General features: G+C 66.0%; 8 protein-coding genes. 4 read left to right on the forward strand and 4 right to left on the reverse strand.

Annotation, left to right across the window (positions count from 1 at the left end):
- Nucleotides 1–120: 120 nt before the first annotated feature.
- The 4 genes from ppc to DFLDMN_RS09505 all read left to right on the forward strand — a co-directional run bounded on the left by ppc (nt 121) and on the right by DFLDMN_RS09505 (nt 7,552).
- A complete protein-coding gene (gene ppc / locus DFLDMN_RS09490) occupies nt 121–3,315 on the forward strand; it encodes a phosphoenolpyruvate carboxylase (protein ID WP_423198215.1) in 3,195 nt (1,064 codons plus the stop codon).
- A gap of 62 nt (nt 3,316–3,377) precedes the next feature.
- On the forward strand, nt 3,378–4,790 hold the full coding sequence (gene argH / locus DFLDMN_RS09495) for an argininosuccinate lyase (RefSeq protein WP_423198216.1): 1,413 nt from the start codon (nt 3,378–3,380) through the stop codon (nt 4,788–4,790).
- A gap of 407 nt (nt 4,791–5,197) precedes the next feature.
- Nucleotides 5,198–5,794 (forward strand): TRAP transporter small permease subunit, encoded by a 597-nt coding sequence (locus tag DFLDMN_RS09500; protein WP_423198217.1) that lies wholly within the window; start codon nt 5,198–5,200, stop codon nt 5,792–5,794.
- Nucleotides 5,795–5,806: 12 nt separating this feature from the next.
- A complete protein-coding gene (locus tag DFLDMN_RS09505; protein ID WP_423198218.1) occupies nt 5,807–7,552 on the forward strand; it encodes a TRAP transporter large permease in 1,746 nt (581 codons plus the stop codon).
- Between the two features lie 87 nt (nt 7,553–7,639).
- Here the strand turns inward: DFLDMN_RS09505 and DFLDMN_RS09510 are convergent, their stop codons facing one another.
- The 4 genes from DFLDMN_RS09510 to apbC form a co-directional block, all read right to left on the reverse strand.
- Nucleotides 7,640–9,904, reverse strand: coding sequence for an Orn/Lys/Arg decarboxylase N-terminal domain-containing protein (locus tag DFLDMN_RS09510; RefSeq protein WP_423198219.1), 2,265 nt, complete (start codon nt 9,902–9,904; stop codon nt 7,640–7,642).
- A gap of 184 nt (nt 9,905–10,088) precedes the next feature.
- Nucleotides 10,089–10,655: a dCTP deaminase gene (gene dcd, locus DFLDMN_RS09515; protein ID WP_071014972.1), complete on the reverse strand. Its 567-nt coding sequence runs from the start codon at nt 10,653–10,655 to the stop codon at nt 10,089–10,091.
- Nucleotides 10,656–10,843: 188 nt separating this feature from the next.
- On the reverse strand, nt 10,844–11,410 hold the full coding sequence (locus tag DFLDMN_RS09520) for a superoxide dismutase family protein (RefSeq protein ID WP_423198220.1): 567 nt from the start codon (nt 11,408–11,410) through the stop codon (nt 10,844–10,846).
- Nucleotides 11,411–11,502: 92 nt separating this feature from the next.
- The gene (apbC, locus tag DFLDMN_RS09525; RefSeq protein WP_423198221.1) at nt 11,503–12,603 is read right to left on the reverse strand and encodes an iron-sulfur cluster carrier protein ApbC; all 1,101 of its coding nucleotides are present in this window, start codon (nt 12,601–12,603) and stop codon (nt 11,503–11,505) included.
- Nucleotides 12,604–12,964: the final 361 nt, after the last annotated feature.

Genomic DNA, 12,964 nt, shown 5'->3' on the forward strand with positions numbered 1-12,964 from the left:
CCAGAACCGGCTCCAGACCTGGCTTCAGCCCCCTCAGGGAGCCGGAGCGCCGCGCGTGCCAAGGCTTTGCCGGCCCCTCGCTGGGTCGGCCCAGACCCATAAGACATACGAGGAGATTGCATGACGCAGCCTGCTGCGCGCCCCACCGGCCGTACCCCCTCCAGCGCCGCCCGGACCGACTCCACGGCACAAGACACCGCACCAACCGCACCAACCACCGCACGGACCGCCGCACCAGCCCCCGCAGACCCCGCCGCCGCGCGGCAGTCCACCAGGGTGACCGCCAAAGCCGCTACGAAGGCCGCCGGGAACGCGACTTCGAAGGTCTCGCCGAAAGCCGCCGCCAAGGCTGCCGCCAAAACCGCCGGCGCGCGGGCCGTCGGCCGGGATGCCCTTAAAAGCGGTGCAGACATCACCCCGGACACACCGAAGCTGACCGTGGTCGCGTCCGACGGCAGCACCCGCCCCACACCGCGCCCCACACCGCGCCGCCCCAGCGCGGACAAGGACCTGCCGTTGCGCGAGGACATCCGCTTCCTGGGCCGCCTGCTCGGTGACTGTGTGCGCGAGCAGGAAGGCGGAGCCGCGTTCGAACTGGTCGAGACGATTCGCCAGACCGCGGTACGCTTCCGCCGCGAGAACGACCGCGCCGCCGGCGCCGAGCTCGACCGCCTGCTCAAGCGGCTGTCGCGCGACCAGACCAACTCGGTGGTGCGTGCATTCAGCTATTTCTCGCACCTGGCCAATATCGCCGAGGACCAGCACCACAACCGGCGCCGGCGCGTGCATGCGCTGGCGGGCTCGCCGGCGCAGCCAGGCAGCATCGCGCGTGCGCTGGAGGCGATCGATGCCGCCGGTGTTACCGGCAAGCAGTTGCGCGCCTTCCTGGACGAAGCGCTGATCGTGCCGGTGCTGACCGCCCATCCGACCGAGGTGCAACGCAAGAGCATTCTCGATGCCGAACGCGAGATCGCGCGCCTGCTGGCCGAACGCGACCTGCCGATGACGGCGCGCGAGCGCGAGCACAACACCGCGCAGCTGCGCGCCCGCGTCACCACGCTGTGGCAGACGCGCATGCTGCGCAATACGCGGCTGATGGTGGTCGACGAGATCGAGAACGCGCTGTCGTACTACCGCACCACCTTCCTGCACGGCATTCCGCGCCTGATGAGCGAGCTCGAGGAGGACATCGCCGCGATGTTCCCCGCCGCGCGCAAGGGCAAGACCGCCGGCAGCGTACCGCCGCCGCTGGCGCCGTTCCTGCAGATGGGGTCGTGGATCGGCGGCGACCGCGACGGCAATCCCAACGTCACGGCCGATACGCTCGAACACGCGGCGCGCCAGCAGTCGCAGCTGATCCTCGAGTGGTACCTCGACGAGCTCCACGCGCTCGGCGCCGAGCTGTCGATGTCGTCGCTCATGGTCGAGGCCAGCCCCGAGCTCATGGCGCTGGCCGCGGCCTCGCCCGATCATTCCGACCACCGCGCCGACGAGCCGTACCGGCGCGCACTGATCGGCATGTATGCGCGCCTGGCCGCCACCTCGCTCAAGCTGACCGGCCATGCCACCATGCGCCATCCGGTGGCGGACGTGGAGCCCTACGCCGATGCCGAGGCGTTCGCCGCCGACGTGCAGATCGTGATCCACTCGCTGCGCGCGCATCATGGCGAGGCCCTGGCCCGCCAGCGCATCGATGCCCTGGCGCGCGCGATCTCGATCTTCGGCTTCCACCTGGCCTCGATCGACATGCGCCAGGTGTCCGACGTGCACGAAGCGGTGATCGCCGAGCTGTTCGCCGCCGCCGGCGTGGAGGCCGACTACGCGGCGCTGCCGGAAGCACGCAAGCTCGCGCTGCTGCTGGACGAGTTACGCCAGCCGCGCCTGCTCACGCTGCCGTGGTACGCGTACTCCGAGCAGACCCGCAGCGAGCTGGCGATCCTGGCCATGGCGCGCCAACTGCGCGCCCGCTACGGCCATCGCGTGGCGCGCAACTACATCATTTCCCACACGGAAACGCTGTCCGACCTGGTCGAGGTCATGCTGCTGCAGAAAGAGGCCGGCATGCTGCGCGGCACGCTGGGCAGCAAGACCGATCCGGCTCGCATGGAGCTGATGGTGATTCCGCTGTTCGAAACCATCGAGGACTTGCGCAACGCCGCCGGCATCATGCAATCGCTGCTGGAATTGCCTGGCTTCGGCCCGGTGATCGCGCACCACGGTGGCGAGCAGGAAGTCATGCTTGGCTACTCGGACTCCAACAAGGATGGCGGTTTCCTCACCTCCAACTGGGAGCTCTACAAGGCCGAGCTGGCGCTGGTCAAGCTGTTCGACGCCAAGCGCGTCAAGCTGCGCCTGTTTCACGGCCGCGGCGGCACCGTGGGCCGTGGCGGCGGTCCGACCTACCAGGCCATCCTGTCGCAGCCGCCGGGCACGGTCAACGGGCAGATCCGGCTGACCGAGCAGGGCGAAATCATCAACAGCAAGTTTGCCAATGCGGAAATCGGCCGGCGCAATCTCGAGACCGTGATCGCCGCCACGCTCGAGGCTTCGTTGCTGCCCACGCAGAACGCGCCGAAGGACCTGGCCGCGTTCGAAGCCGTCATGCAGCAGCTCTCCGACCATGCGTTCCGCGCGTACCGGCACCTGGTCTACGAGACCCCGGGCTTCAAGGACTACTTCTTCGCCACCACCCCGATCACCGAAATCGCCGATCTCAACCTCGGCTCGCGGCCGGCCTCGCGCAAGCTGATGGACAAGAAGCATCGCCGCATCGAGGACCTGCGCGCGATTCCGTGGGGCTTCTCGTGGGGGCAGTGCCGGCTGCTGTTGCCGGGCTGGTTCGGCTTTGGCAGCGCGGTCAAGGCCCTGCTCGACGACGCCCCCGACGACAAGGCGCGCAAGGCCACCGAGGCCATGCTGCGCCGCATGGTCAGGCACTGGCCGTTCTTCTCCACGCTGCTGTCCAACATGGACATGGTGCTGGCCAAGACCGATCTCGCGGTGGCCTCGCGCTACGCCGCGCTGTGCGAGGACGCGGCACTGCGCAAGACCGTGTTCGCGCGCATCAGCGCCGAATGGCACCTCACCTGCGACATGCTCGGCCTGATCACCGGCCGGCACGAGCGGCTGGCCGACAATCCGTTGCTGGCGCGTTCGATCAAGAACCGCTTTGCGTATCTCGATCCGCTCAATCACTTGCAGGTGGAGCTGCTCAAGCGGTATCGCGCGGGCAAGGACGGCGACGACGTGCGCGTGCGGCGTGGAATCCACCTGACCATCAACGGTGTGGCGGCCGGGTTGCGCAATAGCGGGTAACACGCCAGGTCATGGCGCGCGGGGCGATATAATCGCGGTTTCCCGTTTTTCGCCCTGCCGTCATGACTTCCCAACTCGCCAAGAAAGGTGAAGCCTGGTCCGCCCGCTTCACGGAGCCGGTGTCCGACCTCGTCAAGCGCTATACCGCTTCGGTCTTTTTCGACAAGCGCCTGGCACTGTTCGATATCCAGGGCTCGCTGGCCCATGCGGCCATGCTGGCAAGGCAGGGCATCATCGCCGAGGCCGACCGCGCCGAGATCGAGCGCGGCATGACCCAGATCCGTGGCGAGATCGAGTCGGGGGCCTTCGAATGGAAGCTCGACCTCGAGGACGTCCACCTGAATATCGAGGCGCGCCTGACCGCGCTGGTCGGCGACGCGGGCAAGCGCCTGCATACCGGCCGTTCGCGCAACGACCAGGTGGCGACCGATATCCGCCTGTGGCTGCGTAGCGAGATCGACAACATCGTCGGCCTGCTGGGCGCACTGCGTGGCGCGCTGCTGGATCTGGCCGAGCGCAACGCCGACACCATCCTGCCGGGCTTCACGCACCTGCAGGTGGCGCAGCCGGTGACCTTCGGCCACCATCTGCTGGCCTATGTGGAAATGTTCACGCGCGACACCGAGCGCATGGTCGACTGCCGCAAGCGCGTCAATCGCCTGCCGCTGGGCGCCGCCGCGCTGGCCGGCACCAGCTATCCGATCGACCGCGAGTTCGTCGCCAGCCAGCTCGGCTTTGACGGCGTGTGCCGCAACTCGCTCGACGCCGTCTCCGATCGCGACTTCGCCATCGAATTCTGCGCGGCCGCGGCGCTCGTCATGACGCACGTGTCGCGCTTCTCCGAGGAACTGGTGCTGTGGATGAGCCCGCGCGTGGGCTTTATCGACATCGCCGACCGCTTCTGCACGGGCAGTTCGATCATGCCGCAGAAGAAGAACCCCGACGTGCCCGAGCTCGCGCGTGGCAAGACCGGTCGCGTCAATGGCCACCTGATCGGCCTGCTGACGCTGATGAAGGGCCAGCCCCTCGCGTACAACAAGGACAACCAGGAAGACAAGGAGCCGTTGTTCGACACCGTCGATACCGTGGCCGATACGCTGCGCATCTTCGCCGACATGGTGCCCGGCATTACCGTCAAGCCGGACGCCATGCGCGCCGCCGCGCTGCAGGGCTACGCCACCGCGACCGACCTCGCCGACTACCTGGTCAAGCGCGGCCTGCCGTTCCGCGATGCGCACGAGGCCGTGGCCCATGCCGTGCGCGCCTGCGACGTACGTCGCTGCGACCTGGCCGATCTGAGCGTGGCCGAGCTGCGCGACGCCTCGGGCCTCGGCGACAAGGCGTCGCTGATCGGTGACGACGTCCACGCGGTGCTGACGCTCGAAGGCTCGGTTGCCGCGCGCAATCATATCGGCGGTACCGCGCCCGACCAGGTGCGCGCGGCCATCGCTGCCGCACGCGCCGCGCTCGCCTGAGCACGCGCCGGTTGGCCGGGGGCGGCTTCCTGCCGCCCCCGCGACGCGCTTCTCCGCTGGCTAGCCCTTCCGCCCTCCCTCCTCCTGCCCCACCGCGCTTTATCCCTCCGCCTTATTTCTCCGCCTTATTTCTCCGCTTTACTTCTCCGCTTTCACCCGCCGCTTCATCCCACCGCTTCACCCGGGCCGCAGCCCCGCCTTATCCCGATTTACCTTCCGATTTACCTCCCGCATTACCACGCGGCCTGGCGCGCTTTCCTCCCTGCTGCCCCGCTTCCGGCGCGAGGCTCACGCCGTCGCGACAATGGGGCGGGATTGTCAAGGACTGGGGATTTACCCTAGCGAAGCGGCGGGGCGAAACACGTAGACTAACGCGCCACCCAACAATCTCCACAAGGGATGATGACATGTCTTTCCTCATGAAAATCTCGCGGCTTATCGATGCCGTGAACGATTTCATTGGGCAGTGGGCGAAATGGCTGATTCTGATTGCCGTGCTCATCTGCGCCGGCAACGCCATCATTCGCTATAGCCTCAGTATCAGCTCCAACGCCTGGCTCGAAATGCAGTGGTATCTGTTCGCCGGCGTCTTCCTGCTCGGTGCGCCGTACACCTTGCGCCGCGACGAGCATGTACGCATCGATGTGGTGGCGGGCCGGCTGTCGGAGCGCAAGCAGGTGTGGATCGATATCGTGGGCCTGCTGCTGTTCCTGCTGCCCATCTGCTGCATCATCCTCTGGTTGTCGATTCCTTATTTCTGGCTGTCGTATGCCGGCCACGAAATGTCCGGCAATGCGGGCGGCCTGATCCGCTGGCCGGCCAAGTTCCTGATCGTCGCGGGTTTCTTTCTGATGATCCTGCAAGGCATCTCCGAACTGATCAAGCGCGTGGCATACCTGCGTGGCCTGATCCCGTTCTCGGCCTTCCGCAAGCATGCGACCGATCCGGCTGACGAGATCGCCGCGATCGCGCAGGCCAACGCCGGCCCGTCGGCAAAACAATAAGAGGACGGCACCATGATGCAATTCATTGCCGCGAACATGGCACCGATCATGTTCGCCAGCCTGGTCGTGTTCCTGATGTCGGGCTTTCCGATCGCGTTCGCGCTCGCCGCCAACGGCCTGCTGTTCGCGTTTGTCGGCATCGAGCTCGGCATGCTGCCGCCGGAACTGCTGCAGGCGCTGCCCAACCGGTTGTTCGGCATCATCGAGAACGACACCCTGCTCGCCATTCCGTTCTTCACGTTCATGGGCCTGGTGCTCGAGCGGTCCGGCATGGCCGAGGACCTGCTCGATACCATCGGGCAGCTGTTCGGTCCGATCCGGGGCGGCCTGGCCTACGCCGTGATCTTCGTCGGCGCGCTGCTGGCGGCGACCACCGGCGTGGTAGCGGCGTCCGTCATCTCGATGGGCCTGATCTCGCTGCCGCTGATGCTCAAGTACAAGTACGACCGGCGCCTCGCGTCGGGTGTCATCGCGGCATCGGGCACGCTCGCCCAGATCATTCCGCCGTCGCTGGTGCTGATCGTGCTGGCCGACCAGCTCGGCCGCTCGGTGGGCGACATGTACAAGGGCGCATTCGTGCCCGGCCTGGTCCTGACCGGCATGTACATGGGCTATGTGCTGCTGGTCACGCTGATCCGTCCCAACGCCGCGCCGGCGCTGCCGATCGAAGCGCGTACCTTCCGCGAGCCGAGCGGCAAGACCGGCTCGACCTCGGTACTGGTCCTGGCGGTGCTGTCGATCATCGTCGGCGTGCTGGCGGACAAGTACTACAAACCCGAGGGGCCGCTCGACGAGCGCCTCGTGATTGCCATCGGCGCCGGCATCCTGTTCGCGTTCGTGGTGGCGGTCATCAACCGCGTGGTGCGCCTGAACCTGCTGTCGCAGATGGCGGAGAAGGTCACCTTCGTGCTGATCCCGCCGCTGGCGCTGATCTTCCTGGTGCTCGGCACGATCTTCCTCGGCATCGCCACGCCGACCGAAGGCGGTGGCATGGGCGCGCTGGGCGCCCTGGTCCTGGCCCTGATCAAGCGACGCCTGAACCTGGACCTGACCAGGCAGGCCATGGAGTCGACGCTCAAGCTGTCGTCGTTCGTGATTTTCATCCTGATCGGCGCGCGCGTGTTCTCGCTGACGTTCTACGGCGTGGACGGCCATATCTGGGTGGAACACCTGCTGACCGCACTGCCCGGCGGCGAGGTCGGATTCCTGATCGCGGTGAACATCCTGTTCTTCCTGCTCGCGTTCTTCCTCGACTTCTTCGAGCTCGCCTTTATCCTGGTGCCGCTGGTCGGCCCGGTGGCGGACAAGCTGGGCATCGACCTGATCTGGTTCGGCGTGCTGCTCGCCGTCAACATGCAGACGTCGTTCATGCACCCGCCGTTCGGCTTCTCGCTGTTCTACCTGCGCTCGGTCGCGCCGCGCGAAGTCAAGACTACCGACATCTACTGGGGTGCGGTGCCGTTCGTTGGCCTGCAGCTGGTCATGGTCGCGCTGATCATCGCTTTCCCGGGCATTGTCAGCACGGGCAAGGCGCCCAGGCAGGATCAAAGCATCTCGCGCGATCTCAATATCGACCTCGGCACGGGACGGGCGAGTGGCGCGGCCGATGGCGGCGGTGGCGCGCCGTCGCTGAACATCCCGGCCCCGGGAGGTGCGCCGGCCGGCGGTGCGTCCAGCCCCGGATCGCTGGAACTGAACGTGCCGGCGCAGGATTCCGAACCTGCGGCACCCACGTTCGAGTTCGAGAAGAAGCCGTGACAGGAGATGCGGCTCCCCCCGTACACCACTGAACAATGAAAAGGCCCCGCAATGCGGGGCCTTTTTCATCCTGGCTGGCTGCGGTGCTTACTGCTTGACGCAATCCACGAAGTACGCGGACTGGCCGTCGATCACGTCTTCCACCAGCCCGTGGATATCGGTCTCGAAGCCGGGGAACAGCTTGTTGAACTCGCGCGCGAACTTCAGGTATTGCACGATGGTGCGATTGAAGCGCTCGCCCGGAATCAGCAGCGGAATGCCCGGCGGGTAAGGCGTCAGCAGAATGGCGGTGACGCGGCCCTCAAGCTCGTCCACCGGCACGCGTTCGATCTCGCGATGCGCCATCATCGCCCATGCATCCGACGGCTTCATCGCCGGCTCCATGTCCGACAGGTACATCTCGGTGGTCACGCGCGCCACGTCGTTGGCCTTGTAGACGCTGTGGATCGCATCGCAGAGATCGCGCAGGCCCATGCGCTCGTACTGCGGGTACTTGCCCACGAACTCGGGCAGCACGCGCCAGAGCGGCTGGTTCTGGTCGTAGTCGTCCTTGAACTGCTGCAGCTCGGTCACGAGCGAGTTCCAGCGGCCCTTGGTGATGCCGATGGTGAACATGATGAAGAACGAGTACAGGCCCGTCTTCTCGATGATGATGCCGTGCTCGGCCAGGTACTTGGTGACGATCGCCGCCGGAATGCCGCGCTCGCTGAACTCGCCGTCGACGTCGAGGCCCGGGGTGATGATGGTGGCCTTGATCGGGTCGAGCAGGTTGAAGCCGTCGGCGAGGTCGCCAAAGCCGTGCCAGCGCTCGTTGGCCTTGAGCATCCATTCCTCGCGGTCCGGCATGCCGTCCTCGGCCAGCGCATCGGGGCCCCACACCTTGAACCACCAGTCGCCGTTGTTGCCGGCATCGTAGTCGCCCTCGACCTTGCGCATCGCGCGGCGGAAGTCGAGCGCCTCCTGGATGCTTTCTTCCACCAGCGCGGTGCCGCCCGGCGCTTCCATCATCGCGGCGGCCACGTCGCACGACGCGATGATCGAATACTGCGGGCTGGTCGAGGTGTGCATCAGATACGCCTCGTTGAAGCGGTAGCGGTCCAGCTTGCGCGTCTCCGAGTCCTGCACGAGGATCTGCGACGCCTGCGACAGGCCGGCCAGCAGCTTGTGCGTGGACTGCGTGGCAAACACCAGCGCGTCCTTGCTGCGCGGGCGGTCACGCCCGATCGCGTGCATGTCGCGGTAGAACTCGTGGAAGGCCGCATGCGGCAGCCAGGCTTCGTCGAAATGCAGCGTGTCGATCTCGGTCGCCAGCAGCTGCTTGATCTGCTCGGCGTTGTACAGCACGCCGTCGTAGGTGCCCTGCGTGATGGTCAGGATGCGCGGCTTCTGGTTCCTGGCCTTGCTCGCGAACGGGTGCGCGTCGATCTTGCGGCGGATGGTCTCCGGATCGAACTCGCTCCTCGGGATCGGACCGATGATGCCGTAGTGATTGCGCGTCGGCATCAGAAAGACCGGAATCGCGCCGGTCATCATGATCGCGTGCAGGATCGACTTGTGGCAGTTGCGGTCCACCACGACGATATCGCCCGGCGCCACGTTGGCGTGCCACACCATCTTGTTCGACGTCGAGGTGCCATTGGTGACGAAGAACATGTGGTCCGAATTGAAGATGCGCGCGGCATTGCGCTCCGACGCCGCCACCGGGCCGGTGTGGTCGAGCAGCTGGCCGAGTTCGTCCACCGCGTTGCAGACGTCGGCGCGCAGCATGTTCTCGCCGAAGAACTGGTGGAACACCTGCCCCACCGGGCTCTTGAGGAACGCCACGCCGCCCGAATGGCCGGGGCAGTGCCACGAATACGAGCTGTCCTGCGCGTAGTCGATCAGCGCTTTGAAGAACGGGGGCGCGAGCGAATCGAGATAGACCTTGGCTTCGCGGATGATGTGCCGCGCGACAAATTCCGGCGTGTCCTCGAACATGTGGATGAAGCCGTGCAGCTCGCGCAGGATGTCGTTGGGGATATGGCGCGAGGTACGGGTCTCGCCGTACAGGAAGATGGGCAGATCCGTATTGCGGCGACGCACTTCGTTGACGAAGGCACGCAGTTTCTCGATGGCGGCGGCCTCGGGCTGGTCGTCGGCACGCACGAACTCGTCGTCGTCGATCGACACGATAAAGGACGAGGCGCGGCTCGCCTGCTGCGCGAACGACGTGAGGTCACCGTAGCTGGTCAGGCCCATCACCTCCATGCCCTCGGTCTCGATGGCTGCCGCCAGCGCGCGGATGCCCGAGCCGGAGATGTTCTCGGAGCGGAAGTCTTCATCGATGATGATGACGGGAAAGCGAAATTTCATCGGGCGTCCTCGAGGAGAAGGATGGACTCAAAAGAACTGAGCCACATGGCCGCCGGGTGGTTCCCCGCGCTGGCGACATGTGGCTCACATGTGGCTCTTTCGTCAGGTTCGTCTGTGCTGGCGACCCGCCGGGTACCCCCGGGCGGGGGCCATGCCGGCGGCGGACGCCGGCATTGTAATGCGTTCAGGTCTTCGGCAGTGTGACACCGTGCTGGCCCTGGTACTTGCCGCCACGGTCGCGGTACGACGTCTCGCAGACTTCGTCGCTCTCGAAGAACAGCACCTGGGCGCAACCCTCGCCGGCATAGATCTTGGCGGGCAGCGGCGTGGTGTTGGAGAACTCGAGCGTCACGTAGCCTTCCCATTCGGGCTCGAACGGTGTCACGTTGACGATGATGCCGCAACGCGCATAGGTGCTCTTGCCCAGGCAGATGGTCAACACGCTGCGCGGAATGCGGAAATACTCCATGGTGCGGGCCAGCGCGAACGAATTGGGCGGGATGATGCAGACGTCGCCCTTGAAGTCCACGAACGACTTCTCGTCGAAGTTCTTCGGATCGACGATCGTGCTGTTGATATTGGTAAAGATCTTGAATTCGTCGGCGCAGCGAATGTCGTAGCCGTAGCTGGACGTGCCGTACGACACGATCTTGCGGCCATCCGCCTCCCGGACCTGTCCCGGCTCGAACGGCTCGATCATGCCATGCTGCTCCGCCATGCGGCGGATCCACTTATCGGACTTGATGCTCATAGGGAAAGGAAACGATGGGAGGAGGGAGGAGGCGGGCGAACGGTGTCTTGCAATGAGGCGAGATTGTACAACCAAACCCCGCCTCGACCGGCGCCCCGCCACCGCCACCCCGCCACCGCCGCGGCCTGCCGGCGCTCCCCGCGCGCGGGGTTCCCGGCCGCCAGGCCGGGAATGCCCGGCGTTGGACCTCAGGAGGCCGAGATCACGCCACAGGCGATGCGGCCGCCCGAATTGCCGGTCGGCTGGGTCCGGTAATCGTCCGGATCCTTGTGCACGACCACCGCGCGTCCTACCACGCTGGCCGGCCCCGGTGTCACGGTCACGTCCGCCATCACGAACTGGACGCGCACGTTGCCGCTGGCATCGGCGGTCAGGTTGTTCATGTCGCCGGCGTGGTGCTCGCCCATCGTCATCTGGCCGTGCTGCTTTCCGGTCGGATTGAAGTGGCCACCCGCGCTCATCGCGTCCGGCGCCGAGCAATCGCCCTTCTCATGGACATGGAAGCCGTGCACCGAGCCCGGCGCAAGGCCGCTGACCTGCACCGTCACCAGCGTGCCGCCGCCGGTCTGCTGGTCGAAATTGACGCGCCCGGCGGTGTTGGTGCCGCTCTTGGGCATCAGCGCGGCCGTGGCCTTGCTGGCGCCCAGCGACGACGATGCGCTCGGAGGCGTGCTACCGGTACCGCCCATGTTGCCGCAGCCCGCGACGACTGCCGCGGCCGCGCCCATTGCCAAACCGAAAAGTACACGTTTCATGCCAAACCTCCTTACGGTGAAAGTGGCGGCGATTGTAGCGCCGACTCGGGGGCGGAATTGTCACAAGGTGCATCAGGCCATTCGCACGGTCCTCATGTGTTTTGCACGACGATGCTCGGGAACTTGTTGCTCATGTCGCGCGCCTTGTCGGCGACCTTGATGGCCACCTTGCGGGCGACCTCGCGGTAAATCGCCGCGAGCGGGCTGTCCGGCGCCGCCACCACGGTCGGCCGGCCGGAATCGGCCTGCTCGCGGATGGACAGGTTGAGCGGCAGGCTGCCCAGCATGTCGACCTGGTATTCGTCGCTCATGCGCTGGCCACCGCCCTCGCCGAAGATGTGTTCGACATGGCCGCAGTTGGGGCAGCAGTAGACCGCCATGTTCTCGACGATGCCGAGGATCGGGATGCCGACCTTCTCGAACATCTTGAGGCCCTTCTTGGCGTCCAGCAGCGCGATGTCCTGCGGCGTGGTCACGATCACGGCGCCGGTCACCGGCACCTTCTGCGACAGCGTCAGCTGGATATCGCCGGTGCCCGGCGGCATGTCCACCACCAGGTAGTCGAGGTCGTGCCAGTTGGTCTGGCGCAGCAGCTGCTCCAGCGCCGAGGTCACCATCGGGCCGCGCCACACCATCGGGTTGTCCTGCTCGATCAGGAAACCGATCGAGTTGGCCTGCAGACCGTGACCTTCGAGCGGCTCCATGGTCTGCCCGTCGGTCGACTCGGGGCGGCCGGTAATGCCGAGCATCATCGGCAGGCTCGGGCCGTAGATGTCGGCATCGAGCATGCCCACGCGCGCACCCTCGGCCGCCAGCGCCAGCGCGAGATTGACGGCCGTGGTCGACTTGCCCACGCCGCCCTTGCCGGAGGCCACCGCGATCACGTTCTTCACGCCCGGCAGCAGCTTGACGCCGCGCTGCACCGCATGGGCGACGATCTTCATGGAGACGGCGACGCTCACGTTGCCGACGCCCGGCAACTGGCGCAGGGCGCCGATGACGAGCTGGCGGATCGGCTCCAGCTGGCTCTTGCCAGGATAGCCAAGCTCCACTTCCAGCGAGATATCGTTGCCGTCCACCCGGATGTTGCGGGCCGAGCGCGTGGAGACGAGGTCGCGGCCGGTATTGGGATCGATGACGGTGCGCAGGGCTTCGGTAACCTGCTCGGTGGTGAGGCCGGGGGTAAGGCTCAAGACAGTCTCCGCTGTATGCGATCGCTGGCGATCGGTATGGATCGGTGGGGTTGAGGCGCGTGATGTTAGCAGTATGGTCCGACCGGTGTGCGGCTTGGCGAACAGTCCGGGGGCGAGTGTGGGATTACAGACATTTACATCTCTCACACTCTGGCGCTTGTGCACCGCGCGGCATGTGCCTATTGTAGTGCGCCTGTCATCGGCCGCACCTGGCTCGCCGGCCGGCACGCGGGTGTGCCGCGGGGACGGGGAGGTGAACGCGAATTCATACGCCTGCCTCAAATGGCGCACGGCGCAAAGGATTGCGGCGGATCGCCGCAATCCCCGTTACCATGCGGGAATGCCGTAGACAGAACATTCA

The organism is Cupriavidus sp. H19C3 (genome assembly GCF_049393815.1).
Classification (GTDB): Bacteria; Pseudomonadota; Gammaproteobacteria; order Burkholderiales; family Burkholderiaceae; genus Cupriavidus.

Bases quoted from the DNA above. Each gene is read 5' to 3' on its own strand.
- DFLDMN_RS09500 (WP_423198217.1), top strand. From the start codon at position 5,198: ATGTCTTTCCTCATGAAAATCTCGCGGCTTATCGATGCCGTGAACGAT.
- DFLDMN_RS09510 (WP_423198219.1), bottom strand. From the start codon at position 9,904: ATGAAATTTCGCTTTCCCGTCATCATCATCGATGAAGACTTCCGCTCC.
- dcd (WP_071014972.1), bottom strand. From the start codon at position 10,655: ATGAGCATCAAGTCCGATAAGTGGATCCGCCGCATGGCGGAGCAGCAT.
- ppc (WP_423198215.1), top strand. From the start codon at position 121: ATGACGCAGCCTGCTGCGCGCCCCACCGGCCGTACCCCCTCCAGCGCC.
- argH (WP_423198216.1), top strand. From the start codon at position 3,378: ATGACTTCCCAACTCGCCAAGAAAGGTGAAGCCTGGTCCGCCCGCTTC.
- DFLDMN_RS09520 (WP_423198220.1), bottom strand. From the start codon at position 11,410: ATGAAACGTGTACTTTTCGGTTTGGCAATGGGCGCGGCCGCGGCAGTC.
- DFLDMN_RS09505 (WP_423198218.1), top strand. From the start codon at position 5,807: ATGATGCAATTCATTGCCGCGAACATGGCACCGATCATGTTCGCCAGC.